Below are 25,405 nucleotides of genomic sequence, written 5' to 3'. Positions count from 1 at the left end.
CAGGTCATGGCAGCGGAATCGGCAAAACGGCACCGCCCGGGTCGCTGCGACGGCGTGTGCGGCATGATGGTCATTCCGTTCGGATGGAACCGATATGTACTGCTACGACTACAGGATCTCTCTGGGGGTGCAGCACCCGACAGAGGCCGGCGCCGGAATTGCCGCCCGGCTGGATCTGGAACCGGCGTTTTCCCGTGATGTCGGGACCGGATATCGGGATCGCGACGGTACCTTGATCCGGGTTCATGCGGCGACCCGCGTGGTGTTCGTACTGCAGAGGGGAAAGGACGGTTGGCTGATGGATGCCTGGCCGGCGTTGATCGATCTCCTGCGGGCACGCGCCGACGTGATCAGGGAACTGCTGCAGGAGGGGGCCGGGATCGGCCTGCGTGTTGGCATCTTTGGAAAGACGGCATGGGCGGGTTTCGAGCTGGATCCGCAGTTGCTGCGGCTGATGGCGGACCTGCAGCTGGATTTTCAGGTGGAGACCTATTTCCCCGACCCGGCGGACACGACCGGCGCCAGCGAAACGTCGGCGGACAGCTAGTGCAACCGGTTGCCGTGGTCGCGCATCCATTCTCCTGTACCCGCATCATCCATCGAACAGGAGCCCGACCATGCAGGAACTGATCCCGATCACCCTATTCGTCTGCATCGCCTACGCGATCCATGCCATTGCCGATGCGCGCGCACGCAGCAAGCTGGTCGCCCCGCACGTGCCCGAGGAAGTGATCCGCTCGCTGGCCGGGCTGGAAGAAGAGCGCCGCCGCCAGGGGGCGTTGCGCTGGGGCATCAGCCTGGTCTGCCTGGCCCTGGCCATGGCCCTGCTGGAAGCCATCGGGGCCCGCGACCTGACCTTTGGTGCCGCTGCCGCGCTGGTCGGCAGTGCCGGCCTCGGCCAGCTGCTGGCCTGGCACTTCACCCGGCCTGCCGCGCGCAAGGGCTGAGGCAGGCATGCCACGGGCACAGGGGGCGCCCCGCGCATGAGCCTGCTGGGCGGAGCATTGGCTGCATGGCGGGGACGCCGCCGCGATGTCCGCGTTGAGCCCTCGCTGGACGCGGGCGACGACCGCGCCCTGGTCATCGCCATCATCGACGGCTCGCAACCGGCGTTCGCGCAGCTGGTGCAGGCCCATCAACGTACCTGCGCGCATCTGATCGGGCGGATGGTCGGCGACCGCGACCAGGTGGCCGACCTGCTGCAGGAAACCTTCCTGGCGGTATTCCGCCAGCTGCACCGGTTCCGCTTTGAATCCTCGCTGCGCACCTGGGTCTCAAGGGTGGCCTACACCACGGCGTTGCAGCACCTGCGCCGGCGGCGTCTGGAGGCGCAGTGGATGGTGGCGGTGGAGGCGCCGGAGGAACTGGGCATCGGCGATGAAGGCCCCGGGCCCGCCGAGTTGAGCGAGGCGCTGCAGGCCGGGCGCCAGCTCAGCGCGGCACTGGAACGGCTGAGTCCGCCGCAGCGCCTGATCGTCGGCCTGCATTACCTGGAGGATTTCGATCTGGCCGAGATCGAACAGGTGACCGGGCTGGCGCGCGGTACCATCAAGAGCCACCTGCACCGCGCGCGCCAGACCCTGAAGCAGGAACTGACGCGGCATGCCACCGCCGGAGAGCTGCTGTGAACCCACCGACCGACCCTCGCGATGCGGAAGCGCGCGCGCTGGCACAGGCGTTGCGTGAGCAGGCGCAGCAGGAAGACACGCCGGATGTGAGCGAGGCGCTGCAGAAGCGCATTGCCGCTGAGTCGCGCGACGGTGGCGTGGGTTATGTGGTGGTGCAGGTGCTGTTGTTTGGCGCCCTGCTGGCTGCGGCGGCCTGGTATTTCTGGCACTGAGGCACCCGCCGGGCAAGGGGCCGCTCCAATCGCGGTGGGTGGATGCCGACCTTGGTCGGCGCTTGGGCGTGTGTGCCAACCAAGGTTGGCAGCTACCAGAACGGTTGACCCCTGCGACAAAGTGAAGCAGCGCGTCACCCGGTCGCATCCCGTCTTAACGAAATCCTCCTAAAGTGGTCCGGTATCCCACCGGTCGCAGGCAGGAGGCGTCCCTTGGACGCGTTGTTGTTGTCCCGGATCCAGTTCGGATTCGTCATCAGTTTCCACGTGCTGTTCCCCGCCTTCACCATCGGCACGGCCAGCTGGCTGGCCTTCATCGAATGGCGCTGGCTGCGCACGAAGTTGCCGGTGTGGCGCGAGCTGTATTTCTTCTGGCAGAAGATCTTCGCGGTGTCGTTCGGCATGGGCGTGGTCAGCGGCATCGTCATGGCGTTCCAGTTCGGCACCAACTGGCCGCGGCTGAGCGAGGTGGCCGGCACGGTCATCGGCCCGCTGCTGACCTACGAGGTGCTGACCGCGTTCTTCCTCGAAGCCAGCTTCCTCGGCGTGATGATGTTCGGCTGGGGCCGGGTCTCGCCGCGCCTGCATTTCCTGTCCACCTGCATGGTTGCGCTGGGCACGCTGTTCTCCACGTTCTGGATCCTGTCGTCCAACAGCTGGCTGCACACGCCGGCCGGCTACGAGATGGTCAACGGCATCGTGCATCCGGTGGACTGGTGGCAGGTGGTGTTCAATCCCTCGTTCCCCTACCGCCTCGCGCACATGGCGCTGGGCTCGTTCATCACCACCTGTTTCGTGATTGGTGGCGTGGGTGCGTGGTACCTGCGCAGGGGCACGCACGTGGAAGCGGGCCGGCGCATGCTGATCGCCGCTGTGGCATTCGCCGCGCTGACCGTGCCGGTGCAGATCTTCGTCGGCGACATGCATGGCCTGAACACGCTCAAGCACCAGCCGATGAAGATCGCGGCGGTGGAAGCGCATTGGCATGAGACCCGGGAAGGCGAGGGCGTACCGCTGGTGGTGTTCGCGCTGCCCAACGAGAAGGAGGAGCGCAACGATTTCGAAGTGGCCATCCCGAAGCTGGGCAGCGTGATCCTGACCCACAGCCTGGACGGCACCTTCGACCCGCTGACCGCGGTACCGGCCAGCGAGCGGCCGCCGGTGACGCCGGTGTTCTTTGCCTTCCGCATCATGGTCGGGCTGGGCACGCTGATGCTGCTGCTGGCCTGGGTGTCGGCCTTCCAGCTGTGGCGCAACAAGCTGCTCGATTCGCCATGGCTGCTGCGCGGCTGGAACTGGATGCTGCCCAGCGGTTTCATCGCGCTGCTGTCGGGGTGGTTCGTCACCGAGATGGGGCGCCAGCCATGGGTGGTGTATGGCCTGCTGCGCACCGCCGATGCGGTCGGCCCGCAGAGCGCGTGGATGACCGCGCTGTCGCTGGGTGTCTACGTGGTTGGCTATGCCTTCGTGTTCGGCTGGGGCATCTGGTACCTGGTGAAGATCCTGCGCCACGGACCGCAGCCCTACGCCGAAGGGCCGTCGCTGGACCACGGCAGCCACACCCCGGCGCGCCCGCTGTCGGCAGCCGACGAACCGCTGGAGGAGCGTTGACATGGACCTGATGACCTGGCTGCCGGTGGCGTGGTTCGCGGTGATCGGCTTCGGCGTGCTGATGTACGTGGTGCTGGACGGCTTCGTGCTTGGCATCGGCATCCTCGCCCCGTTCGCCGAGGACGAGGAGCAGCTGGACCTGATGATGAACACCGCCGCGCCGATCTGGGACGGCAACGAGACCTGGCTGGTGCTGGGTGGTGCCGGCCTGCTGGCGGCCTTCCCCAGGGCCTATGCGGTGCTGTTGTCGGCGCTGTACCTGCCGGTGCTGGTGCTGGTGGTGGCGCTGGTGTTCCGTGGCGTGGCCTTTGAATTCCGCTTCAAGGCACATCGGTCACGCCGGCTGTGGAGCGTGGCGTTCGGCCTCGGTTCGCTGCTGGCGACGTTCGCCCAGGGCGTGATCCTGGGCACCCTGGTGCAGGGCATCCCGCTGGTGGACGGTGTCTATCAGGGCGGGCCGTTCGCCTGGTTCAGCCCGTTCGCGATGCTGACCGGTGCCGCGCTGGTGGCCGGCTATGCGCTGCTGGGCAGCACCTGGCTGATCCTGAAGACCGAAGGGCGCGTGCAGGCGCTGGCGCGGCAGATGACCCGGCCGCTGGTGGTGGCGGTGATCGCGGCGATGGGCCTGGTCAGCAGCTGGCTGCCGTTCCTCGATTCGCGGTTGATGGCGCGCTGGTTCAGCGACGGCAACTTCTGGTGGCTGTCGCCGGTGCCGCTGTTGACCCTGGCGGTAGCCACTGCGCTGTGGCGCAGTGCCACCCACCCGCGCCGTGACCTGCCGCCGTTCCTGCTCAGCCTGGCCCTGTTCGTACTCGGCTTCCTCGGCCTGGTGCTGGGGATGTGGCCCTACCTGCTGCCACCGTCGATGACCCTGTGGCAGGCCGCCGCGCCGGCCTCCTCGCTGGGCTTCACCCTGGTCGGGCTGGTCATTCTGCTGCCGGTCATCCTCGGCTACACGGCGTGGTCGTACCGGGTGTTCCGCGGCAAGGTGCACGCCGATACCGGTTACCACTGATCGATTGAAGCGGGGGGGGCGCCGGTGCCGGCTCCCGTGTTGGGGAATGTGAAACCTGCACACCCCGTGCAGGACGTGCTAGCGTGCGCTCCTTTCCGGCAGCCAGGGGGGCGGCCGGCGACGTCCTGGACGGACGCACGGCTGCAGGAATGGGGGGCCGCCGCGCGTCGCCGTAATGGCTCGTGCCTATTGTTCTCCCGTTGAAGCACCTTCGCTAAATGATCGAATTCTCCATCGTCGACTGGGCTGCCTGGGCGCCCGGCCTGAGCGAGCGTAGCCAGTGGCTGGGCTGGGCCGATGCGCCGTATCCGCCGGTTGGCGAAGACACGCCGGCGCTGGCCGAGATCCCGGCAATGCAGCGCCGCCGCATCGAGCGGCTGGGCCGGATGGCGATCCAGGCTGCCTGCTGGTGCGAGGATGGGCAGGGGGCGGACAACCAGGTCCCGCTGGTGTTCGCCAGCCGCCACGGCGACGTGGCCCGTTCGATGGAGCTGCTGGGGGCGCTGGCCAGTGATCAGCCCTTGTCACCGACGGGGTTCGGCCTGTCGGTGCACAACGCGATCGCGGCGTTGTACTCGATCGCGCGCGGCCACCGTGGCAACTACCTGGCGCTGGCCGCCGGCCAGGCCACGGTCGAGACCGCCTGCCTGGAAGCGGCCGGTCTGCTCGCCGATGGCGCCCGCGAAGTGCGGGTCGTGGTGTATGAGTCGCGCCTTCCCGAGATTTACTCGACGTTCGCCGACGAACCCGACCCGTTCTTTGCCTGGTGTTGGCGTTTGACGGCGCCGATGCCGGGCCAGCCGACCCTCTCCCTGCAGTGGGAGGCGGCGCCGGAGGCCCCTGCCACCGCCCCGGGCGCGCTGCCGCACGCGCTGGACCTGCACCGCTTCCTGCTGTCCGGTGCGCCGGCGCTTGAGCACGTGGCGCAAGGCCAGCGCTGGCGCTGGGGGCGCCGTGGCTGAGGCGCTGCGCCGTCTCGATCATGCCTGGCGGGTGCTCGGCACCGGCCTGAGCTTTGCCGCATTCGGCATGGGCGGCCTGCTGCTGGGCGTGCTGGTGATGCCGGTGCTGCTGCTGATGCGCGACCCGGTGGTCCGTCGCCGCCGGGCCCGCCGCGTGGTTCAGGTTGCCTTTGCCAGCCATCTGCGCCTGATGCGCGCGCTGGGGGTGATGACCTACCAGATCGAGGGCGGTGAACGCCTGCAGCGCGACGGTTTGCTGGTGCTGGCCAATCACCCGACCCTGATCGACGTGGTCTGCCTGATCTCGCTGCTGCCCAACGCCGATTGCGTGGTGAAACGGGCCGTGGCCTGCAACCCGTTCATGCGCGGTCCGGTGCGGGCGGCCGGCTACATCTCCAATGACGATGGCGCTGGCCTGGTCGATGACTGCGTGGCGGCGGTGCACGCCGGCGGCACCCTGGTGATCTTCCCCGAAGGCACCCGCAGCGTGCCGGGCCAGCCGCCGCGGCTGCAGCGCGGGGCCGCCAACATCGCCGTCCGTGGCCGGCTGGACATCACCCCGGTGCGGATCACCTGCACCCCGCCCACGTTGACCAAGGGACAGAAGTGGTATCGTGTCCCCTCACGTCGCTTTCACGTTCGGCTGCAGATCGGCGAAGATATCCCGATCGCGCCCTTCCTGGCCGATGACGACTCGCCAAGGGGGGATGCCTTGGCAGCCCGCCGCGTCACCGAGCACCTTTCTCGTTATTTCGACCTGTCTGGAGATCCGCCCCGTGCAAGCACTTGAGCACGAGATCAAGGAATTGATCATTTCCTCCCTTTCGCTGGAGGACATCACGCCGGAGGACATCGATCCGACCGCGCCGCTGTTCGTCGAGGGCCTCGGCCTGGATTCGATCGACGCGCTGGAGCTGGGCCTGGCGCTGCAGAAGAAGTACGGTGTCAGCCTCTCGGCCGATTCGGAAGAAACCCGTCGCCATTTCTCCAGCGTGCGCGCGCTCGGCGAGTTCGTCGCCGCCCGCCAGTCGTAACGGCGCCAGGAATAGCCATGACCAAGAATGAACTGTTCGAACGCATCGTCAGCATCCTGACCGACAGCTTCGAGATTGAAACCGCCCGGATCACCCCCGAGGCCCGGCTCTACGACGACCTGGACATCGACAGCATCGATGCGGTCGACCTGATCGTGCAGCTCAAGCCACTGCTCGGCCGCAACCTGCAGCCGGAAGCGTTCAAGGCCGTGCGCACCGTGCAGGACATCGTTGATGTCGTGTATGGACTGCTGCCGGACCAGGCAGCCGCCTGACCGCAGCGCCGGCGGCTTCGCCATGGCTCGCGCACGTACCGTCGTGGTGGCAGCGATTTCGCTTGCCTACCCGCTGCTGGTGTACCTGGCGATGGGCCGCTTCGAGCCGCGCTGGCTGTCGCTGCTGCTGTTCACCCTGGCCCTGCTGCGTGCGCTGAGCACGCGCCAGCCGTTGTGGTGGGCCGCCGCCGCCGGCACCGGCCTGCTGGCGGTGCTGGCCACCGTGCTCAACCAGGCCCTGCCGCTGAAGTTGTACCCGGCGCTGGTCAATGCGGTGATGCTGGCGGTGTTCGGCACCAGCCTGCGCTTCGGGCCGCCGTTGGTGGAGCGCCTGGCGCGGCTGCAGGAGCCGGACCTGCCCCCGTTCGCGGTGGCCTATACCCGCCGCGTCACCCAGGTGTGGTGCGGCTTCTTCGTTCTCAACGGCAGCCTGGCCCTGCTGACCGCGCTGTACGCGTCGGACCGGGCCTGGATGCTCTACAACGGATTGTTGGCGTACGTGATGATGGGCGTGTTGTTCGCAGGTGAGTGGCTGGTGCGGCGGCGGGTGAAGGCGGCGCACGCGCATGGCTGAGTGGATTGCCCTGGACCGGCTGCTGCTGGAGGCGCGGCCGCAGCGCAGCGTCGGCCTGTGCGATGGAGACATGGTTGACCACGCCTGCTTCCGCCAGCGCGTACGGGGCTGGCGCGCCGCCTTTGCGGCGGCTGAAGGCCGCGACTGGGCCCTGTATTTCGATGACGCCGTGGCCTTCGCTGCGGCGCTGTTCGGCGCCTGGCATGCCGGCAAGCGGGTGTTCCTGGCCGCTGACAACCTGCCGGCCACGCTGCAGGCGCTGCAGCCGCAGGTGAGCGGTTTCGCGGGCGACGTGGCGGCCGACTACCGCCCGCTGGCGGCGCTGGACGCCACACTGGACGACGAACTGCAGGCGCTGGACGAGCGCGCCTGCGAGCTGTGCGTGTTCACCTCCGGCAGCACCGGCCAGCCCAGTGCGATCGGCAAGCGCCTGGACCAGCTGGCGCGCGAGGTGGAAGCGCTGCAGGCCGCGTTCGGTGCGCAGCTGGATGGCGCGCAGGTGCACGGCACGGTGTCCCACCAGCACATCTACGGGCTGCTGTTCCGCGTGCTGTGGCCGCTGGCCGCCGGCCGCCTGATCCATCCGCGTCGGTTCTTCCACGAAGACCTGGTGGGTGCGCTGGCCGGTACCGACACGGTGCTGGTGGCGACGCCGGCCCATCTCAAGCGCCTGCCCGAGCAGCTCGACTGGGCCAGCCTGCATGGCCGCCTGCGCGCGGTGTTCTCCTCCGGTGGCCCGCTGCCGGAGGACGCGGCGCGACACGTGCGGCAGTGGTTGGGCGTGGCCCCGACCGAGGTCTATGGCAGCAGCGAGACCGGCGGTATCGCCTGGCGCCGCTGGGACACCGACCTGCCGCCGTGGCAGCCGCTGCCGGGTGTGCAGTGGCGGATCGACGACGGCTGCCTGGCGGTGGCCTCGGCGCATCTGGAAACCCCCGGCTGGTGGCGCACCCAGGACCGCGTGGAAGCCCTGGCCGATGGCCGTTTCCGGCTGCTGGGCCGCGCCGACCGCATCGTCAAGATCGAAGAGCGCCGCGTCTCGCTGGATGCGCTGGAACGCGCGCTGCGCGAAGACGCCGAAGTGGATGACGTGCGCGTGCTGGTGCTGCCCGGGCAGCGCGAGCAGCTGGCCGCCGTGGTGGTTCCGGCCGATCCGGCGCTGCTGGAGGGCGGCGACGCCGCGCGCCGTGCGCTGGGCCAACGCCTGGGCGCGCGCCTGGCGCATGCGCATGACGCGGTGACCCGGCCGCGCCGTTGGCGCCTGGTGCAGGCGTTGCCGATCAACGCGCAGGGCAAGGTGACCCAGGCGGCATTGGCGGCGCTGTTCCAGCCACTGATGCCGGTGCCGGTCTGGGACCGCCGCGACGCCGCCAGCGCCACGCTGCGCATGATCCTCGACCCGGCGCTGCGGCCGTTCCAGGGCCACTTCCCGCAGGCGGCGATCCTGCCCGGTGTTGCGCAGTTGGACTGGGCGATGCGTTTCGGCCGCCAGGCATTTGCGATGCCGCGCGCGTTCCTGCGCATGGACGCGGTGAAGTTCCAGCACGTGGCCCGCCCGGGCGATGAGTTGACCCTGCAGCTGGACTGGGATGCCGCACGCAACGTGCTGGCCTTCCGCTATACCTCCAGCCACGGTGTACATGCCAGCGGCAGGGTGGTGTTCGCCGATGCGGACTGACCCGGCCGTTGCCGGTGCCGCGTTTGCGCCACTGGTGGTGATTCCCGTCTACGACCACGAGCACGCCATCGTGGCGGTGGTCGACGGTGTGCAGGCCGCTGGCTTGCCTTGCCTGCTGGTCGACGATGGTTCGCATGATGCGTGCGCGGCGGTGCTGCGCACGCTGGCACAGCGCCAGGGCGTCGACCTGCTGCGCCTGGACGCCAACCAGGGCAAGGGTGGGGCGATGCTGGCCGGTTTTGCTGAAGCCGGCGCGCGTGGCTACAGCCACGTGCTGCAGATCGACGCAGACGGCCAGCACGATACCGCTGACCTGCCACGTTTCATCGAGGCCGCGCGTGTGCATCCCGACGCGGTGATCTGCGGCATTCCGGCCTACGACGCCAGTGTTCCCAAGGCACGCCTGTATGGCCGCTACGCCACCCACGTCTGGGTCTGGATCAACACGCTGTCGCTGCACCTGCGCGACACCATGTGCGGCTTCCGGGTGTATCCACTGCCACCGGTGCTGCGCCTGATCGGTGAAGAGACCATCGGCCGGCGCATGGATTTCGATACTGAAGTGATGGTGCGCCTGTACTGGCGCCAGCTGCCGGTCGAGCACCTGGCCACGCGCGTGACCTATCCCGCCGATGGCGTGTCGCACTTCGATGTGTGGCGCGACAACGTGCGCATCAGCCGCATGCACACCCGCCTGTTCTTCGGCATGCTCTGGCGCGCACCGCGGCTGCTGTGGCGCCGCCTGCAGGGGCAGCGCTGAGATGGCGACCGTGCAGGATGCCCCGCACTGGGCCGATATCGGCGAATCGACGTCGGTGGCCGGCGTGCTGTTCCTGTGCTGGGTGCACCGCTGGTTCGGGCGCTGGCCATTCCGCCTGTGCGCGTGGCCGGTGGTGGCCTGCCATTGGCTGGGCAACCGTGTGGGGCGACAGGCCTCGATGCAGTACCTGCAGCGGCTGCAGGCATACAGCGGTGTGCTCGGCCGCGCGCCGACCCGGCGCGACAGCCTGCGCCACTTCTTCGCCTTCGCCGACACGATGCTGGACAAGATCCTCGGCCTGGGCGGGCGCTACCCGGCCAACCGTATTCACCTGCACCGCGACCTGGTGCTGCAGAAGATCGCGCGCCGCGAAGGCGGTCTGATCCTCACCGCGCACATCGGCTGCCTGGAACTGTGCCAGGTGCTGGCCGAACAGGTGCCGGGGTTCCGCATCACCGTGCTGGTGCACACCGCGCATGCGCAGCGCTTCAACCGCCTGCTGCAGCGGCTGGACCCGCTGGCGGCGGTGGAGCTGGTGCAGGTCACCGAAATGGGGCCGGCCACCGCGGTGATGCTGGCCGAGCGCGTGGCGGCCGGTGGCTTCGTCGCCATCGTCGGCGACCGCACGCCGGTGCAGGGCGGCCGCAGCGTCACCGCCGATTTCCTCGGCCATCGCGCGCCATTCCCGATCGGCGCCTATGTGCTGGCCGCGGCGCTGGGCTGCCCGGTCTACACCATGGCCTGCCTGCACCAGGGCGAGGGCTATCGCGTGGCATTTGAACAATTCGCCGAACGCATCGTGCTGCCGCGTGGCTCGCGCGACGCGGCACTTGCCGAACAGGCACAGCGCTTCGCGCGCTGGCTGGAACTCCAGGTCATCCAGTCCCCGTTGGACTGGTTCAATTTCTTCCCCTTCTGGGATCAGGCTCCGCATGACGACTGACGCCGTACCCGTGTGCCGCTTTGGCGATGCACCGTTGACCATCGAAGACGTGGTTGCCCTGGCCCAGCGCCAGTGCGAGGCCGCACTGAGCGACGCGCCGGCGTTCCGCGCGCACATCCAGCGTGGTGCCGACTTCCTCGACCGCCTGCTGCGCGAGGATGGCGTGATCTACGGCGTGACCACCGGCTATGGCGACTCGTGCACGGTGAACATCCCGCCGGCGCTGGTGGCCGAGCTGCCGCACCACCTGTACACCTACCACGGCTGCGGCCTGGGCCGTTACCTGGACCCGGTCGAGACCCGTGCGGTGCTGGCTGCGCGCCTGGCCTCGCTGGTGCGCGGCATGTCCGGTGTCAGCGTGCCGCTGCTGGAAGGCCTGGCCACGCTGCTGCAGCACGATGTGCTGCCGATGATCCCGGCCGAAGGCTCGGTGGGGGCCAGTGGTGACCTGACCCCGCTGTCCTACGTGGCGGCGGTGCTGTGCGGCGAGCGCGAGGTGCTGCACGACGGCCGCGTGCAGCCGGCGGCCGAGGTGCTGGCGAAGATCGGCATGACCCCGCTGAAGCTGCGGCCGAAGGAAGGCCTGGCGATCATGAACGGCACAGCGGTGATGACCGGCCTGGCCTGCCTGGCCTGGCAGCGCGCCGACTACCTGGCACGCATGGCCACGCGCCTGACCGCGTTCAACGTGCTGGCCAGCGACGGCAACGCGCACCACTTCGACGAAACCCTGTTCGCGGCCAAGCCGCATCCGGGCCAGGGCCGCATCGCCGCGCGTCTGCGCAGCGACCTGCACAGCGAGCGTCCGCCGCGCAATGAACAGCGCCTGCAGGACCGCTACTCGCTGCGCTGCGCGCCGCACGTGATCGGCGTGCTGGAGGACAGCCTGCCGTTCCTGCGCCAGCTGATCGAAACCGAACTGAACAGCGCCAACGACAATCCGCTGATCGATGCCGATGGCGAGCGCATCCTGCATGGCGGCCACTTCTACGGCGGCCACATCGCGCTGGCGATGGACACCCTGAAGAACACCGTGGCCAACGTTGCCGATCTGCTTGACCGGCAGCTGGCGCTGGTGGTCGATGCCCGCTACAGCCATGGCCTGCCGGCCAACCTGTCGGCGGCCACCGGCCCGCGCGCGGCCATCAACCATGGCCTGAAGGCGCTGCAGATCAGCGTTTCGGCCTGGACCGCCGAAGCGCTGAAGCAGACCATGCCGGCCAGCGTGTTCTCGCGCTCCACCGAGTGCCACAACCAGGACAAGGTCAGCATGGGCACCATTGCCGCGCGCGACTGCCTGCGCGTGATCGAGCTGACCGAGCAGGTGGTGGCCGCGATGCTGATCGCTGCCCGCCAGGGCCTGGCGCTGCGCGAACGGGTTGGCCTGAATGCGCAGCTGCATGGCAGTCTGGCCGACATGTACGCCGACCTGGGGCAGCGCATCGCCCTGGTCGAAGAAGACCGCGCGCTGGATCGCGAACTGCGGGAACTGCTGGTGGAGATCCGCGCGCAACGTTGGGAGCTGTACGCCGGTGAATGAGGCCATCGAACGGGTTGGCGAAATCGCGTTGACCCCTGCCTTCCATGACTGCGATCCGATGAACGTGGTCTGGCATGGCAACTACTTCAAGTACTTCGAGATCGCGCGCTGCGCGCTGCTCGGGCGCTATGACTACGACTATCCACAGATGCTCGAATCGGGCTACCTGTGGCCGGTGGTCGATGCGCGGGTGAAGTACGTGCGGCCGCTGTTGTTCAACCAGGCCCTGCGCGTGGTCGCGCGCATCGTGGAATGGGAGAACCGGCTGAAGATCGAGTACGAAATCGTCGATGCGCAGAGCGGCCAGGTACTGACCCGCGCGATGACCATCCAGGTCGCGGTGGACGCGGCCAGCAAGGAAATGCTGTACCAGTGCCCGCCGGTACTGTGGGAACGCCTGGGAGTGCCTGCGCCGTGAACATGCTTGTCCGTCTTTCCAGCGTGCTGCTGTGCGCGCTGATGTTCATTGCCGCACCGCAGGTGCAGGCCGCCGACCCCGCCATCGATGCGATCACCCAGGCGGTGGCGCGGCCGGACGTGCTGCGCGGCCAGTTCAGCCAGGAAAAGCAGGTCAGCGGCTTCAAGAACCCGCTGCGCTCGCAGGGCCAGTTCGTGGTCGCGCGCCAGCACGGCGTGATCTGGACCACGCTCAAGCCGTTCCCCTCCGAAGTGGTGGTCACCGCCGACCGCATCCTCAGCCGCCAGCGCGATGGCAGCACCCGTGTCGAGCTCGATGCACGGCAGCAGCCGGCGATGCGTTCGGTGAACGCGATCATGTTCGCGCTGATGAGTGGCGACGTGCAGGCGCTGTCCGGCCAGTTCAACGTGGCGGCCAGCCGTGAAGGGCAGGGCTGGCGGCTGCGGCTGACGCCGAAGTCGGCGATGCTGGCCAAGGCGTTCCAGTCGCTGACCCTGCAAGGTGACCGCTACGTGCGCCAGGTCGAGATCGTCGAGGCCAACAAGGACCGCACGCAGATCCAGTTCAGTGCACTGAGCGAAGCGCCGGCCACGCTCACCGCCGACGAGGCACGCCGCTTTGAGTGAGGGGGCAGCATCGAACGGGCCGGACCGGTTGCGGCGCTGGTGGCACTGGCTGGGCATCGCCTGGCTGGTGCTCCTGCTGGTGTTGGGTGCGCAGCAATGGCGCCTGTGGAGCCAGCAGTCGCGGATCGACACCGACATCCTCGCCCTGCTGCCGCAGGACGCGCATGACCGCCTGTTGAGTGACGTCACCCGGCGCATCGCCGACGGCAGCTCGCGCCAGGTGGTGGTGCTGCTGGGCAGCAAGGATGGCGCCGCCGCCAAGCGCGCACAGGCGGCGTTCGCTGCGGCGATGGCCAAGGACAACGACCGTGCTCTGCTGGTGCCCAGTGGTTCGATCGAAGGCTGGTTCGACGAGGCGCGCGCGTTCTACGCGCCGTACCGCGACCGCCTGCTGACCCCGGCCCAGCGCGAGCAGCTGCAGAGCAGCGAGCCGGGCGCGTTGGCCGAGCAGGCGTTGGCTGCGCTGTACGGTCCGATGGGCGCACCGCGCCTGACCGATTGGCGGCAAGACCCGCTCTCGCTGTGGCCGCAATGGTGGCAGCAGCAGGCGCAGGGGTCGGGGTTGCGGCTGGGCGATGACGGCCTGCTCGAAGCCGAGGGCAGGCATTGGGCCGTACTGCAGTTCGATACGCCGGGGTCGGCGTTCCAGCTTGACGGCGAGCGCCATCTCGACGGGCTGCTGGAACGTGCCGGGCTGGCCGCCAGGGCGGCGGCGCCCGAGCTGGAAATCCTGCATGCGGGTGTGCCGCTGCACGCCGAAGCGGCGGCGGTGCAGGCCAACCAGGAGATCAACACGATCGGCTGGGGCTCGCTGGCCGCAGTGCTGCTGCTGGTGTGGCTGGCGTTCCGTTCGCTGCGGCCGATCCTGCTGGTTGCCGCCTCACTGCTGATCGGCTGTGGCGTGGCGCTGGCGGTGACCGTGCTGGTATTTGGCAAGGTGCATGTGCTGACCCTGGTGTTTGGTGCGTCGCTGGTGGGCGTGGCCGAGGACTACGGCATCCATTGGTTCGCTTCGCGCCAGGCCGAACCGGCTGATCGTCGCTGGAAGCTGCTGCGGCACCTGCTGCCCGGCCTGTGGCTGGCCCTGCTGACCAGCGCGCTGGCCTACCTGGCACTGGGCCTGGCCCCGTTCCCGGGCCTGCGCCAGATGGCATTGTTCTCGGTGGTCGGCCTGGCCGCCGCCTTCCTTACGGTGATTTTCTGGTTCCCGTGGCTGGATGGCGGTGAGATCCGCAAGACCCGTTTCTCGCAGTGGCTGGGCAACACGCTGGAGCGCTTCCCGCGCCTGCATGGCCGTCGCCCGGTGACGGTGTTCGTGGTGATCACGCTGGCGCTGTCTGCCATCGGCATTGCCCGCCTGAACAGCAACGACGACCTGCGCAGCCTGCAGTCCTCGCCGCCGGCGTTGATGGCCCAGCAGATCCGGCTGAGCCAGCTGCTGGGCATGCCCAGCCCGGCGCAGTTCTACCTGGTGCAGGGCACCGACGCGGCGCAGCTGCTGCAGCGTGAGGAAGCGTTGACCGAACGCCTGCGTGTACTGGCCAACGACAAGCGCATTGGTGGCTATCGTGCGATCAGCGATTGGCTGCCGTCGCCGTCGCGCCAGCAGGCCGATGCGGCGCTGACTGCGAAGGTTGAACCGGGTGTGCTTGCGGCCGTGTCCGACGCCGTGGGAGAGCCACTGCAGCGACCGCCGTTCGCGGACGCGCCACTCACCGCCGAAGCGTTCCTGGCCTCGCCGGCCTCGCAGCCGTTCCGCCACCTGTGGGTGGGCGAGGTCGGCGGGCAGATGATCAGCGTGGTGATGGTCGATGACCTGTCGCGCGCTGATGCGCTGGCCACCCTGCGCGGGGCGGCCGAAGGCCTGCCGGGTGTGCGCTGGGTGGACCGCACCGCCGACTTCTCGCAGCTGCTGGGCCACTACCGCAAGCTGATGGGCGGGCTGCTGCTGGTCGGCATCGTGCTGGTGTTCGGCGCGCTGTGGCTGCGCTATCGCCGCCAGGCCTGGCGCGTGTTCGCGCCGACCCTGATTGCCGGTGCGCTGACCCTGGGCCTGCTGGGCTTGTTCGGCCAGCCACTGCAGCTGTTCAACGTGCTGGCACTGATGCTGTTGCTGGGCATGGGCATCGACTACGGCATTTTCCTGATCGAGCACCGCGGCGACGCCAGTGCCTGGCTGGCCGTGTGCGTGGGCGCGGCCAGCACCTGGCTGTCGTTCGGCCTGCTGGGCCTGTCGCAGACCCCGGCGTTGCGCGCGTTCGGCCTGACCCTGCTGTTCGGCATCGGCCTGGTCTGGCTGATCTCGCCGCTGTTCCGTCCGCCGCCGCACGATCTGCCGCCGGCCTGAACCTGTTTCCGACTTCCTTCTTTCCACTTGATCGAGCAACAAGGACGCACCGATGAACACTGCTGTGGATGCTGTCGAACGTACTGAAATCCTGATCATCGGCGCGGGCCCGGCCGGTTCGGTGGCTGCGGCGATGCTGCGCCAGCAGGGCCGCCAGGTGCTGATGCTGGAACGCCAGCAGTTCCCACGCTTCTCCATCGGCGAAAGCCTGCTGCCGCAGAGCATGGAGTACATCGAGGCGGCCGGCCTGCTGCAGGATGTGGTCGAGGCGGGCTTCCAGTACAAGAACGGTGCCGCCTTCGTGCACGGCGAAGCGCGCACTGCATTCGACTTCAGGAAGAAGTTCTCGCCGGGTTGGGGCACCACCTACCAGGTGCAGCGCGCCGACTTCGACAACGTGCTGGCGCGCGGCGCCGAGCGCATGGGCACCACGCTGCGCTTCGGCGACGAAGTGCTTGCGGTCGAGCCGGGCGAGCAACCGGCGGTGACGGTGCGCCGCCCGGACGGCAGTGAATACCGCATCGAGGCCGATTTCATCCTCGATGCCTCCGGTTTCGCGCGGCTGCTGCCGCGGTTGCTGCAGCTGGAGTCGCCGTCCAACTTCCCGGTGCGCGGCGCGATCTTCTGCCACGTGCGCGACAACATTCCGGCCGAAGCGGACTTCGACCGCAACAAGATCCTGATCACCACCCACCCCGAGCACATCGACGTCTGGTACTGGACGATTCCGTTCTCCAACGGCTGCTGTTCGCTGGGCGTGGTCGCCGAGCCGTCGTTCTTCGAGCGCTACGAGGGTGACGACCTGCAGAAGCTGCAGGCCATCGTCGGCGAGGACCCCAACCTGACCGGGCTGCTGGCCAACGCCGAATGGGCGGTGCTGCCGGTGCGCCGCATCACCGGTTATTCGGCCAACGTCAGTTCGCTGTGGGGGCCCGGCTACGCGTTGCTGGGCAACGCCGGCGAGTTCCTCGATCCGGTGTTCTCCTCCGGCGTGACCATTGCCTTCAAGTCCGCGCAGCTGGCCAGTGAATGCCTCAAGCGCCGCTATGCCGGCCAGGCCGTGGACTGGGAGGCCGAGTTCTCGATCCCGCTGCGTGCCGGCGTGAAGACCTTCCGTCGCTTCGTGGAAAGCTGGTACGAAGGCGGCTTCCAGAAGATCATCTACCACCCGCAGCAGCAGCCCGAAGTGCGCAACATGATCAGTTCCATCCTGGCCGGATATGCCTGGGACACCAACAACCCCTATGTGGCCGATGAAAGTGGTCGCCGCATGCGCGTGCTGGAGCAGCTGTGCAGCGCCTGATCTTCCGTACTGCGGCCCTGCTGCTGTGCCTGCTGCTGGCCGCCTGTGCCGGGCGCATGCCCAAGCCACAGGTGGAGCTGCCGCCGCTGCGCCTGTCGCCGGCCAGCTTGCCGGCGCCGCTGGCGCTGCAGCAGCAGCTGCATTTCCGCTTCGGCACGCATGAGCGCGATCTCGACGCGCTGCTGGAAGCCGACGCCCAGCAGGTGCAGCTGGCCGTGCAGGCGATGGGCCAGACCGGCGTGCGCCTGCAATGGGACGGCCAGCAGCTGACCCAGCAGCGCGCGCCATGGCTGCCACCGCAGGTGCGCGCCGAGCGCGTGCTGGATGACCTGCAGTTCGCGCTGTGGCCGACCGCGGCCATTGCCGCCGTGCTGCCGGCGGGCTGGCAGGTCAGTGATGATGGCCATCAGCGCAGCCTGTCGCGTGAGGGCACCGTGTGGCTGCACCTGCAGCGGCTGGACGATGGCAGCGTGCAGCTGGACAACCGCGCCGAAGGCTATGCGCTGCGCATCGAATCGATCGACATGGCCGGGCCGGACCGATGAGCGCACCGATCTACCTGAACGACCTGGGTGTGGTCTGTGCACTCGGCGCTGGCCGCGCCGCCGTGACGTCGGCACTGTTCGCCGACGCGCCGGGCGGGCTCAGCGACAACGAGAGCCTGTTGCCGGGGCACACCCTGGCGCTGGGAGAAGTACGCACGCCGCTGCCGGCGCTGGATGACCTGCCGGTGGCCCTGCGCGGGCGCAACAATGCCCTGCTGGACGTGGCATTGGCTCAGATCGCGCCGGCAGTGGCCGCGGCGATCGCCCGCCATGGCGCCGAGCGCGTAGCGGTGGTGCTGGGCACCAGCACCTCGGGCATTGGTGAATCCGAGCAGGCATTGCGCAGCCATGCCGAACAGGGCCAGTGGCCGCAGGGCTTTGATTACGCCCAGCAGGAAATGGGCACCGCCGCGCAGTTCGTGCGCCAGCGCAGTGGCGCACAGGGGCCGGCATGGACCCTGTCCACTGCCTGCTCGTCCAGTGCCAAGGCGCTGATGTCGGCCGCACGCATGCTGCGCGCCGGCATCGTCGATGCGGTGATCGCCGGTGGCGCCGATTCGCTGTGCCGCTTCACCGTGGCCGGCTTCAGCGCGCTGGAATCGGTCTCGGCCCAACGTTGCAATCCGTTCTCGCAGCATCGTACGGGTATCAACATCGGCGAAGGCGCCGCGCTGTTCCTGCTCACCCGCGAACCCGGCCCGGTATGCCTGGCGGGGTGGGGCGAGTCGGCCGACGCCCACCACATGTCCGCCCCGGACCCGCAGGGCCTGGGCGCCATCGACGCCCTGCAGCAGGCGCTGCAGCGTGCTGGCTGGGCCGCCGGCGAAGTGGACTATGTGAACCTGCATGGGACCGCGACCGGCCACAACGATGCGATGGAAAGCCTGGCCGTGTCGCAGGTGCTCGGCAGCCACGTGCCGGCCAGTTCGACCAAGCCGTTGACCGGCCATACGCTGGGTGCCTCGGGTGCCATCGAGGCGGCGCTGTGCTGGATCGTGCTGGCCGAGAACCCGCAGCAGCTGCTGCCGCCGCACTGGTGGGACGGCGTGGCCGACCCGGCACTGCCGGTGCTGCCGCTGGTCGCACCGGGCACGCGCCTTGCGCAGCCGCCACGGCGGGTGCTGAGCAATTCGTTCGCCTTCGGCGGCAGCAATGCCGTGCTGGCACTGGAGCGTCGATGAACACGCTGTACGCGATCGAAGACGTGGTGCCGCACCGCCAGGACATGTGCCTGCTGGAGCGCATCACGCAGTGGGACCAGGACGCCATCGAGGCCGAACTGGTGGTGCCCGAGGCCGGCCTGTTCGTCGAGGATGACCAGGTGCCGGCATGGGTCGGCATCGAGTACATGGCGCAGGCCATCGCGGCCTGGGCCGGTTGCCGAGCGCGTGCGGCCGGCAGGCCACCGCAGCTGGGCTTCCTGCTCGGCAGCCGCCGCTACAGCAGCGCGCGCAGCAGCTTCCCCAGCGGTTCGCGGCTGCGCGTACAGGCGCGCTGCGAGCTGTTGGGTGACAATGGATTGGGGATGTTCGCCTGCCGCATCCTGGCAGGCGAGGAAGAATGGGCGACAGCCAACGTGTCGGTGTTCGAACCGGCCGACGCGATGGCCTATCTGGAGAGTGGACAGGCATGACAGGGAATCGAAGCGTGCTGGTGACCGGCGCCAGCCGGGGCATCGGCCGGGCCATCGCGCTGCGCATCGCGCGCGATGGCTTCGACGTGGTGGTGCATTGCCGCAGCCGCGTGGATGAAGCACAGGCGGTGGTCGCCGAGATCCAGGCACTGGGCCAGCAGGCCCGCGTGCTGGTGTTCGACGTGGCCGACCGCGCGTCTGCGCGGGCCGCTCTGGAGGCCGATGTCGAAGCGCACGGCGCTTACTACGGCGTGGTCTGCAATGCCGGCATCGCCCGCGATGGCGCCTTCCCGGCGCTGTCAGCGGACGATTGGGACCAGGTCATCCACACCAACCTGGATGGCTTCTACAACGTGCTGCATCCGCTGATCATGCCGATGGTGCGGCGGCGCAAGCCGGGCCGCATCGTCACCCTGTCGTCGGTCTCCGGACTGGCCGGCAACCGCGGGCAGGTCAACTACAGTGCCGCCAAGGCCGGCATCATCGGCGCCACCAAGGCCCTGGCGCTGGAACTGGCCAGCCGCCAGATCACCGTCAACTGCGTGGCCCCGGGCCTGATCGAGACCGAAATGCTCAACGACGAAGTGGTTGAACACGCGCTCAAGCTGATTCCCGCCGGCCGCGTTGGCCGCCCGGACGAAGTGGCGGCTACCGTGGCGTTCCTGCTGTCCGAACCGGCTGGCTACATCACCCGCCAGGTGATCTCGGTGAACGGAGGCATGCTCTGATGGCCGCCGATCGTCGCGTGGTGGTTACCGGCGCCGCTGCCATCAGTCCACTCGGCCACGACTGGCCGACCATCGAAGCGCACCTGCGCAGCTGCCGCAACGCGGTGCGTGCGATGCCCGAGTGGGATGTCTATGCCGGGCTCAACACCAAGCTGGCCGCGCCGGCGCAGGACTTCGAGCTGCCGCCGAACTACAACCGCAAGACCACCCGCTCGATGGGCAAGGTCGCGATCATGTCGGTGCGCGCCACCGAGGTGGCGCTGCGCGAGGCCGGCCTGAATGAGCATCCGGTGCTGCGCAGTGGCCGTACCGGCGTGGCCTATGGCTCCTCGTCCGGCAGCCACGAGGCTACCGGCGAATTCGGGCGCATGCTCAACGAATTCACCACCGATGGCATCAGCGCCACGACCTATCTGAAGATGATGAGCCACACCGCGCCGGTCAACATCGGCGTGTTCTTCGGCCTGTCCGGGCGCGTGTACACCACCTCCAGCGCCTGCACGTCGGGCAGCCAGGGTGTGGGCGCGGCCTATGAAGCCATCCGCAGCGGCAAGCAGACGGTGATGGTGGCCGGCGGTGCCGAGCAGCTCGATGCCACCGCTGCAGCGGTGTTCGACACGCTGTTCGCCACCAGCGTGCGCAACGACGCGCCGCAGACCACGCCTCGCCCGTTCGATGCCGGCCGCGATGGCCTGGTGCTGGGCGAGGGCGCCTGCACGCTGATCCTGGAAGACCTGGAGCACGCGCAGGCGCGCGGCGCCACCATCCTTGCCGAGGTGGTCGGCTACGGCACCAACAGCGATGGCCAGCACGTCACCCAGCCCAGTGCCGACACCATGGCCCAGGCCATGCGCCTGGCATTGGAGGACGCGGGCCTGGACGCGGCGCAGATCGACTACGTCAACGCCCATGGCACCGCCACCGACCACGGCGACATCGCCGAGACCCAGGCCACCGCACAGGTGTTCGGCAGCCGCGTGCCGATCAGCTCGCTGAAGAGCTACGTCGGCCACATGCTGGGTGCCTGTGGCGCGTTCGAGGCCTGGGTGAGCATCCAGATGATGCGTGCCGGCTGGTTCGCGCCCACCCTGAACCTGGCCGCGGTCGACCCGCGCTGTGGCCAGCTCGACTTCATCACCGGGCAGGGCCGCGAACTGCAGGCCGAGTACGTGATGAGCAACAACTTCGCCTTCGGCGGCATCAACACCTCGCTGGTGTTCCGCCGCTGGAGCGAGTGATCCACTGCGCCAACACACCGTTCCCGTTACCCCCGCACCCTCGACAAGGAGATGTTCCGATGCGCCGCACTCTCATGATCGCCACGGCTACCGCGCTGCTGGCCCTGACTTCCACCGCTTCCGCCCGCGACACGCGTGTCGAACAGTCCCTGCAGGAACTGGTCAATTCGCAGGCCGCCAAGGACGCCGGCATCGACGGCAGCGTGCGTTTCTATCTGGCCGGCCAGCCGGTCAGCGTGCAGCAGCGCCTGGGCGAAGACGTGACCAACAAGAAGACCAACGCCGCCAACAAGAGCGATGCCGAGGCCTGCCGCTGGGTTGCGCTGTCGGCACTGCGCGCGCTGCAGGACGGTGCCAAGTCGCGCGGCGCCAACGCCGTGGTCGACATCGTCAGCTATTACAAGAAGAACGAGTTCAAGAGCAGCACCAACTACGAGTGCTACGCCGGTGCCATCCTTGCGGGTGTCGCGCTGAAGGGCACCTACGCCAAGGTCAAGTAAGCGCCCGTGTGGCGGCGGCGCAGCCTGAACGTCGCCGCCACATTGCTGAACCCCGCAGGCGAAACACCGCCGATCGCGCCGCCATCGTCGGCTGACGGCTTTCCCCGGTGTCGGCTTTCCGACACAATCATGGCTCTTCCCGGGTTATCGTCCCGCGGACATGCACGCCTACGTCTATAAAAGCCAACTCAAGCCGGACACCTACGTCTACGTTCCCCGACGCGATGATTTCAGCGCGCTGCCCGCGCCGCTGCTCACCTCGCTGGGGACGCTCGCCTTCGTGCTGGAGGTGGTCCTGGATGCCCAGCGCCGCCTGGCGCAGGCTGACCCGGAAAAGGTCCGCAGCGAAATGAGCGAGCGCGGGTTCTACCTGCAGGTGCCGCCGACGGTGGCCAGCCTGATGCCGCGCCACTATGACTGACGCCTCCCGTCCGCGCATTCTGTCAATTGCCTTCGCCGCGGGCGCGGTACTGGCGCTGGGCGCCGCCGTGGGCGGCGTTCCGGGTGCGGTCCTTGCCGCACTGGCGCAGCCCGCGTTCGCGTTGGCGATATCGTGGTGGCGCCGCAGCCGCGCGCTGCTGCCGCTGAAGGTGGTCGCACGCCAGGACCTGCCGGCGCTGCTGGCATTGTGGGCAGCCGCCCCGCTGTTGCTGGCGCTGCTGCTGGCCTGGCCGCTCGCAGCGCTGCGTGACAGCGGCAGCCTGGCGGCAGTGCTTGGCCTGAGCGTACTGGTCAGTGCCGGCCTGCTGGCGGCCTGGCGCACCTGGCCATTGTGGAACGATGTCGAACGCCTGGATGGCAGCCTGGCCCAGCACTGGCAGGCGCTGGCGGGGCGCGACCTGACTGCTTGGCGTGGCCTCGGCGTGGCCGCGCTGGTCATTGCGCTGGCCGCGCTGGTGGTGCTGCCGGCCTGGCCGGGCCTGTTGCCGGAAAGCGCGCGCTGGCCCGCCGCGCTGGCGGTCGTACTGCTGTCGCCGGTGCTGCACCTGCTGCTGCAGCGGGTCGCGCCTGCGCCGCTGGTGTCGTTGCGCTCCAGCCCGTTGGTGGCGTCCAGCGCTGAACCCGAACCGATGTTCGCAGCGGCGGCCGACGCCCTGCCGCTGGAGGCGATGGCGCCGCAGGAACTGACACCGGCGCTGTATGAAGCCGCCCGCCAGGGCCGCATCGACCGGGGCCTGCAGCTGCTGCAGGCCGGTGCCGATCCGTATGCGCTGCCGGACCCGAACTGGCGTGACCAGCGCAGCCTGGCGGTGCTGGCCGCGGTGCTGCCGGACCTGCGCCTGCTGCGCGAACTGATTGCCCGCGGCGTCGATGTGAATGCGCCGCACCGGGGCATGACCCCGCTGCTGGCGGCGACCCGCGACAGCTGGCATGGCCGCCCCGAAGCGGTGATGACCCTGCTCGCCAACGGCGCCGACTCGCGTGCCACCGACAGTGATGGCAACACCCCGCTGCACCATGCCGCACGCAGTTCCGACCCGGGGGTGGCCGCGCTGCTGCGCGATGCCGCTGCCGAAGTCGATGCGCTGAACCGTGATGGCTGGTCGCCGCTGGCGGTGGCCTGCCAGGTGGGCAACTGGCGTCTGGCCCGCTTCCTGCTCGAACGCGGTGCACGCTGCGAACCGGCCGATGGCACCCCGGTGCTGCTGGCCGCCGCCGCCACCGAGGATGACGATCCGGCGGGCGTGCAGCTGCTGCTCAAGCACAAGGCACGGGCCGACGCCCGCGATCGCCAGCGCCGCAGTGCGTTGCATGAGGCGGCCCTGGCCGGCCATGTCGAGATCATCGGCGTGCTGCTCGGCGCGGGCGCCAATCTGGAGGCGCGCGATGCACTGGGGCGTACGCCGTGGCTGGAAGCGGCCCGTGCCGGTCGCGCCGCCGTGATCGAACACCTGCTGCCGCACAAGCCGGACCTGGTCGCGGTGGACGGCGAAGGCCGCAATGCGGTGCAGCTGGCGGCGATGGCCGAGGATGTCTCGCCGCTGCTGATCAAGCGCCTGGTCGAACTGGGCATCGCGGCCGATGCCACCGATCCGGTCGGCCGCCGTGCGGTGGACTACGCCGCCGAGGCCGGCCGCTGGGCGATCGTAGCCCTGCTGGACCCGTCCTATCCGTTGCCGGCTGCGGTCAGTGATGGCCTGGCCGATCGTGGCGAAGCAGCCAGTGCCAGCGGCCTGCTGCCGGACCGTCCGCCGCTGACCCTGCTGCGCGAGGCCCTGGGCTTCGGCAACACCGACGGCATGGCGGCGCTGGCCAGGCTGTGCCAACCGGAGGAACTGGGCGGGCTGCTGCTCGATCCGGAGTTGGCGCTGGAACCGCGTGCGGTGGACTGGCTGCTGGGCCACGGCGCCGATCCCTATGTGCGTGATGCCTGCTCCGATACGCCGATGTTCGCGCTGTTGTCGCGCGGCATCGATGCAGTGCCGGCGTTGCAGGTGATGCTGCAGCGTGGCCTGTCGCCGGCCGGCCGCGGTGGCCTGGCGCGCTTCCTTGCTGCCTGCGCACAGCACGACCAGGCCGCGCGTGGCCTGGAACAGCTGGCACTGGAACTGCTTGAGCGTGGCGCCGATCCGTTCGCCGCCTCGCCGGCGGGCGATCCGCCGCTGTCGCTGGCGGTGCGCCTGGGGTGGCTGCGGCTGCAGCAGGCCCTGCTCAAGGCCGGCGTTGATCGCGAAGCACGCGACAGCCACGGCATGACCGCACTGCACCTGGCCACCGCATTGGCCCGCGAAGGCGCGCTTAAGCTGCTGGTGCAGCATGGTGCCTCGCCGGAAGCACGTGCCGCCGACGGCCAGACACCGCTGGGCGTGGCGCTGTCGATCGGTCGCCGCGATCTGGCCGACTGGCTCGATTGGCGGGTGTGGCCGTTGCCGCGCCGCACCCTGCGCGAGGCCGATCTGCCGGCCGCCGCAATGGCCGGTGACGTCGATGCCGTGCGCCGCCTGATCGATCTGGGCTTCGCCGTCGACGCCGTCGACGCACAGGGCTGCACCGCGCTGCTGCGTGCTGCCGGTGGCGGCCACCTGGCGGTAACCGACCTGCTGCTGGCGCGCGGCGCCGATCCGCAGCACGCGGCGGCCAGTGGCGCGACGCCGCTGTCGGCGGCGGTCAGCATGCGCCAGGTGGACATCGTTTCGGCCCTGCTCGACGCTGGCGCCAAGCTGGAACACCGCCTGCCGGGTGGCGTGACGGTGCTGATGCTGGCCTCCGCGCTGGGCCTTCCGGACATCGTCGCGCGCCTGCTCACGGCGGGTGCCGACGTGCATGCCGGTGACGCGCAGCAGCTGGGTCCGCTGCACTGTGCCGCGCTGTACGGTTTCAGTGCCCGCGACCGCTCGCGCCTGCTGGCGCTGCTCGACACCCTGCTGCTGGCCGGTGCCGAACCGGACCAGGCCGCCGCTGGTTCTGTCACGCCGCTGCTGCTGCTGCTGGGCGCGCGCGCCGAGCCGGGTACCGCCTGCGACGAGCAGGTGGTGATGGCCGCAGTGGAGCGCCTGCTGGACGAGGACGTAAGCCTGGACGTACGCGATCCGCGTGGCTTCGGCCCGCTGCATCTGGCCGCGCTGCATGGCCTGCCGCTGCTGGTGCAGCGCCTGCTGCGCGCCGGCGCCGATCCTGAAGCGCGCGACAGCCTCAATCGCAGCCCGCGCGAGATCGCGGTGATGCGTGGCTTCATCGACGTGGCCGGCGAGTTCGAGCCGCGCGTGCCGGGCGTTTCCTCGATGGCGCGGTTCCTGCGCGACAACGGCTGATCGGGACTCGGTAGATCCACGCCATGCGTGGATGATCGTGCCCGGAAGCCAAAGCATCCACGCATGGCGTGGATCTACTGCCG

General features: G+C 69.0%; 27 protein-coding genes. All 27 read left to right on the top strand.

All coding sequences use genetic code 11. The features are described 5' to 3' along the window. The first annotated feature begins 94 nt into the window (after window positions 1–94). Window positions 95–547 carry a hypothetical protein gene (locus HMPREF3114_RS02265; protein WP_053498339.1) on the top strand — a complete coding sequence of 151 codons (453 nt, stop codon included), beginning with the start codon at window positions 95–97 and terminating at the stop codon, window positions 545–547. Window positions 548–617: 70 nt separating this feature from the next. After that, on the top strand, window positions 618–947 hold the full coding sequence (locus HMPREF3114_RS02260) for a hypothetical protein (protein WP_053498340.1): 330 nt from the start codon (window positions 618–620) through the stop codon (window positions 945–947). 36 nt (window positions 948–983) lie between these two features. After that, a complete protein-coding gene (locus HMPREF3114_RS02255) occupies window positions 984–1,628 on the top strand; it encodes an RNA polymerase sigma factor (protein WP_005420322.1) in 645 nt (214 codons plus the stop codon). Beyond that, complete coding sequence (locus HMPREF3114_RS02250) at window positions 1,625–1,840, top strand: hypothetical protein (protein ID WP_053498343.1); 216 nt, start codon at window positions 1,625–1,627, stop codon at window positions 1,838–1,840. Before HMPREF3114_RS02255 ends, HMPREF3114_RS02250 begins: the two co-directional genes overlap by 4 nt. 213 nt (window positions 1,841–2,053) lie before the next feature. After that, window positions 2,054–3,451 carry a cytochrome ubiquinol oxidase subunit I gene (locus HMPREF3114_RS02245; RefSeq protein WP_005420319.1) on the top strand — a complete coding sequence of 466 codons (1,398 nt, stop codon included), beginning with the start codon at window positions 2,054–2,056 and terminating at the stop codon, window positions 3,449–3,451. Between the two features lies 1 nt (window position 3,452). Next, complete coding sequence (cydB, locus tag HMPREF3114_RS02240; protein ID WP_053498345.1) at window positions 3,453–4,466, top strand: cytochrome d ubiquinol oxidase subunit II; 1,014 nt, start codon at window positions 3,453–3,455, stop codon at window positions 4,464–4,466. 218 nt (window positions 4,467–4,684) lie between these two features. Then, window positions 4,685–5,428, top strand: coding sequence for a beta-ketoacyl synthase chain length factor (locus HMPREF3114_RS02235; RefSeq protein WP_053498347.1), 744 nt, complete (start codon window positions 4,685–4,687; stop codon window positions 5,426–5,428). Continuing rightward, complete coding sequence (locus HMPREF3114_RS02230) at window positions 5,421–6,218, top strand: lysophospholipid acyltransferase family protein (RefSeq protein WP_005420313.1); 798 nt, start codon at window positions 5,421–5,423, stop codon at window positions 6,216–6,218. The genes HMPREF3114_RS02235 and HMPREF3114_RS02230 overlap by 8 nt, the downstream gene beginning before the upstream one ends. Then, a complete protein-coding gene (locus HMPREF3114_RS02225; RefSeq protein ID WP_005411610.1) occupies window positions 6,205–6,462 on the top strand; it encodes a phosphopantetheine-binding protein in 258 nt (85 codons plus the stop codon). Before HMPREF3114_RS02230 ends, HMPREF3114_RS02225 begins: the two co-directional genes overlap by 14 nt. A 17-nt stretch (window positions 6,463–6,479) precedes the next feature. Continuing rightward, window positions 6,480–6,737: an acyl carrier protein gene (locus HMPREF3114_RS02220; protein ID WP_005420312.1), complete on the top strand. Its 258-nt coding sequence runs from the start codon at window positions 6,480–6,482 to the stop codon at window positions 6,735–6,737. A 22-nt stretch (window positions 6,738–6,759) separates the two neighbouring features. Further along, window positions 6,760–7,311: a COG4648 family protein gene (locus HMPREF3114_RS02215; RefSeq protein ID WP_049416044.1), complete on the top strand. Its 552-nt coding sequence runs from the start codon at window positions 6,760–6,762 to the stop codon at window positions 7,309–7,311. After that, window positions 7,304–8,989 carry an ApeI family dehydratase gene (locus tag HMPREF3114_RS02210; RefSeq protein ID WP_053498349.1) on the top strand — a complete coding sequence of 562 codons (1,686 nt, stop codon included), beginning with the start codon at window positions 7,304–7,306 and terminating at the stop codon, window positions 8,987–8,989. The genes HMPREF3114_RS02215 and HMPREF3114_RS02210 overlap by 8 nt, the downstream gene beginning before the upstream one ends. After that, window positions 8,979–9,749: a glycosyltransferase family 2 protein gene (locus HMPREF3114_RS02205; RefSeq protein WP_053498350.1), complete on the top strand. Its 771-nt coding sequence runs from the start codon at window positions 8,979–8,981 to the stop codon at window positions 9,747–9,749. The genes HMPREF3114_RS02210 and HMPREF3114_RS02205 overlap by 11 nt, the downstream gene beginning before the upstream one ends. 1 nt (window position 9,750) lies before the next feature. Further along, window positions 9,751–10,692: an LpxL/LpxP family acyltransferase gene (locus tag HMPREF3114_RS02200; RefSeq protein ID WP_053498351.1), complete on the top strand. Its 942-nt coding sequence runs from the start codon at window positions 9,751–9,753 to the stop codon at window positions 10,690–10,692. Continuing rightward, window positions 10,682–12,232, top strand: a complete 1,551-nt coding sequence (locus tag HMPREF3114_RS02195; protein WP_053498353.1) for an HAL/PAL/TAL family ammonia-lyase — start codon at window positions 10,682–10,684, stop codon at window positions 12,230–12,232. Before HMPREF3114_RS02200 ends, HMPREF3114_RS02195 begins: the two co-directional genes overlap by 11 nt. Beyond that, window positions 12,225–12,650 (top strand): acyl-CoA thioesterase, encoded by a 426-nt coding sequence (locus tag HMPREF3114_RS02190; protein WP_080375077.1) that lies wholly within the window; start codon window positions 12,225–12,227, stop codon window positions 12,648–12,650. Before HMPREF3114_RS02195 ends, HMPREF3114_RS02190 begins: the two co-directional genes overlap by 8 nt. A gap of 2 nt (window positions 12,651–12,652) precedes the next feature. Further along, a complete protein-coding gene (locus HMPREF3114_RS02185) occupies window positions 12,653–13,276 on the top strand; it encodes a LolA family protein (RefSeq protein ID WP_176746367.1) in 624 nt (207 codons plus the stop codon). Continuing rightward, window positions 13,269–15,623: an MMPL family transporter gene (locus tag HMPREF3114_RS02180; RefSeq protein WP_053498355.1), complete on the top strand. Its 2,355-nt coding sequence runs from the start codon at window positions 13,269–13,271 to the stop codon at window positions 15,621–15,623. Before HMPREF3114_RS02185 ends, HMPREF3114_RS02180 begins: the two co-directional genes overlap by 8 nt. Before the next feature lie 52 nt (window positions 15,624–15,675). Beyond that, on the top strand, window positions 15,676–16,926 hold the full coding sequence (locus tag HMPREF3114_RS02175; protein ID WP_053498357.1) for an NAD(P)/FAD-dependent oxidoreductase: 1,251 nt from the start codon (window positions 15,676–15,678) through the stop codon (window positions 16,924–16,926). Beyond that, entirely contained in the window at window positions 16,914–17,471 is a 558-nt protein-coding gene (locus HMPREF3114_RS02170; protein ID WP_053498359.1) for a DUF3261 domain-containing protein, read from the top strand. Before HMPREF3114_RS02175 ends, HMPREF3114_RS02170 begins: the two co-directional genes overlap by 13 nt. After that, window positions 17,468–18,652 (top strand): beta-ketoacyl-ACP synthase, encoded by a 1,185-nt coding sequence (locus HMPREF3114_RS02165; protein WP_053498361.1) that lies wholly within the window; start codon window positions 17,468–17,470, stop codon window positions 18,650–18,652. Before HMPREF3114_RS02170 ends, HMPREF3114_RS02165 begins: the two co-directional genes overlap by 4 nt. Further along, window positions 18,649–19,104, top strand: a complete 456-nt coding sequence (locus HMPREF3114_RS02160; protein ID WP_005420287.1) for a hotdog family protein — start codon at window positions 18,649–18,651, stop codon at window positions 19,102–19,104. Before HMPREF3114_RS02165 ends, HMPREF3114_RS02160 begins: the two co-directional genes overlap by 4 nt. Next, window positions 19,101–19,832, top strand: coding sequence for a 3-ketoacyl-ACP reductase FabG2 (locus HMPREF3114_RS02155; protein WP_049416034.1), 732 nt, complete (start codon window positions 19,101–19,103; stop codon window positions 19,830–19,832). Before HMPREF3114_RS02160 ends, HMPREF3114_RS02155 begins: the two co-directional genes overlap by 4 nt. Continuing rightward, window positions 19,832–21,070 carry a beta-ketoacyl-ACP synthase gene (locus HMPREF3114_RS02150; protein ID WP_005420285.1) on the top strand — a complete coding sequence of 413 codons (1,239 nt, stop codon included), beginning with the start codon at window positions 19,832–19,834 and terminating at the stop codon, window positions 21,068–21,070. Before HMPREF3114_RS02155 ends, HMPREF3114_RS02150 begins: the two co-directional genes overlap by 1 nt. 59 nt (window positions 21,071–21,129) lie before the next feature. Further along, window positions 21,130–21,570: a hypothetical protein gene (locus HMPREF3114_RS02145; RefSeq protein WP_005420284.1), complete on the top strand. Its 441-nt coding sequence runs from the start codon at window positions 21,130–21,132 to the stop codon at window positions 21,568–21,570. A gap of 160 nt (window positions 21,571–21,730) precedes the next feature. Next, a complete protein-coding gene (locus HMPREF3114_RS02140) occupies window positions 21,731–21,991 on the top strand; it encodes a YcgL domain-containing protein (protein WP_053498363.1) in 261 nt (86 codons plus the stop codon). Then, window positions 21,984–25,322 carry an ankyrin repeat domain-containing protein gene (locus tag HMPREF3114_RS02135; protein WP_005420279.1) on the top strand — a complete coding sequence of 1,113 codons (3,339 nt, stop codon included), beginning with the start codon at window positions 21,984–21,986 and terminating at the stop codon, window positions 25,320–25,322. Before HMPREF3114_RS02140 ends, HMPREF3114_RS02135 begins: the two co-directional genes overlap by 8 nt. Window positions 25,323–25,405 lie beyond the last annotated feature (83 nt).

Source organism: Stenotrophomonas sp. HMSC10F07 (assembly GCF_001807895.1).
Lineage (GTDB): Bacteria > Pseudomonadota > Gammaproteobacteria > Xanthomonadales > Xanthomonadaceae > Stenotrophomonas > Stenotrophomonas sepilia.
The sequence above is the reverse complement of the archived record's forward strand: the minus strand, read 5'-3'. Positions and strand labels throughout refer to the sequence as shown.

Excerpts from the sequence above, each read along its gene's own strand:
- HMPREF3114_RS02265 (WP_053498339.1), top strand. The coding sequence starts at position 95 with ATGTACTGCTACGACTACAGGATCTCTCTGGGGGTGCAGCACCCGACA.
- HMPREF3114_RS02260 (WP_053498340.1), top strand. The coding sequence starts at position 618 with ATGCAGGAACTGATCCCGATCACCCTATTCGTCTGCATCGCCTACGCG.
- HMPREF3114_RS02255 (WP_005420322.1), top strand. The coding sequence starts at position 984 with ATGAGCCTGCTGGGCGGAGCATTGGCTGCATGGCGGGGACGCCGCCGC.
- cydB (WP_053498345.1), top strand. The coding sequence starts at position 3,453 with ATGGACCTGATGACCTGGCTGCCGGTGGCGTGGTTCGCGGTGATCGGC.
- HMPREF3114_RS02235 (WP_053498347.1), top strand. The coding sequence starts at position 4,685 with ATGATCGAATTCTCCATCGTCGACTGGGCTGCCTGGGCGCCCGGCCTG.
- HMPREF3114_RS02220 (WP_005420312.1), top strand. The coding sequence starts at position 6,480 with ATGACCAAGAATGAACTGTTCGAACGCATCGTCAGCATCCTGACCGAC.
- HMPREF3114_RS02215 (WP_049416044.1), top strand. The coding sequence starts at position 6,760 with ATGGCTCGCGCACGTACCGTCGTGGTGGCAGCGATTTCGCTTGCCTAC.
- HMPREF3114_RS02210 (WP_053498349.1), top strand. The coding sequence starts at position 7,304 with ATGGCTGAGTGGATTGCCCTGGACCGGCTGCTGCTGGAGGCGCGGCCG.
- HMPREF3114_RS02205 (WP_053498350.1), top strand. The coding sequence starts at position 8,979 with ATGCGGACTGACCCGGCCGTTGCCGGTGCCGCGTTTGCGCCACTGGTG.
- HMPREF3114_RS02200 (WP_053498351.1), top strand. The coding sequence starts at position 9,751 with ATGGCGACCGTGCAGGATGCCCCGCACTGGGCCGATATCGGCGAATCG.
- HMPREF3114_RS02195 (WP_053498353.1), top strand. The coding sequence starts at position 10,682 with ATGACGACTGACGCCGTACCCGTGTGCCGCTTTGGCGATGCACCGTTG.
- HMPREF3114_RS02185 (WP_176746367.1), top strand. The coding sequence starts at position 12,653 with ATGCTTGTCCGTCTTTCCAGCGTGCTGCTGTGCGCGCTGATGTTCATT.
- HMPREF3114_RS02175 (WP_053498357.1), top strand. The coding sequence starts at position 15,676 with ATGAACACTGCTGTGGATGCTGTCGAACGTACTGAAATCCTGATCATC.
- HMPREF3114_RS02165 (WP_053498361.1), top strand. The coding sequence starts at position 17,468 with ATGAGCGCACCGATCTACCTGAACGACCTGGGTGTGGTCTGTGCACTC.
- HMPREF3114_RS02160 (WP_005420287.1), top strand. The coding sequence starts at position 18,649 with ATGAACACGCTGTACGCGATCGAAGACGTGGTGCCGCACCGCCAGGAC.
- HMPREF3114_RS02155 (WP_049416034.1), top strand. The coding sequence starts at position 19,101 with ATGACAGGGAATCGAAGCGTGCTGGTGACCGGCGCCAGCCGGGGCATC.
- HMPREF3114_RS02150 (WP_005420285.1), top strand. The coding sequence starts at position 19,832 with ATGGCCGCCGATCGTCGCGTGGTGGTTACCGGCGCCGCTGCCATCAGT.
- HMPREF3114_RS02145 (WP_005420284.1), top strand. The coding sequence starts at position 21,130 with ATGCGCCGCACTCTCATGATCGCCACGGCTACCGCGCTGCTGGCCCTG.
- HMPREF3114_RS02140 (WP_053498363.1), top strand. The coding sequence starts at position 21,731 with ATGCACGCCTACGTCTATAAAAGCCAACTCAAGCCGGACACCTACGTC.
- HMPREF3114_RS02135 (WP_005420279.1), top strand. The coding sequence starts at position 21,984 with ATGACTGACGCCTCCCGTCCGCGCATTCTGTCAATTGCCTTCGCCGCG.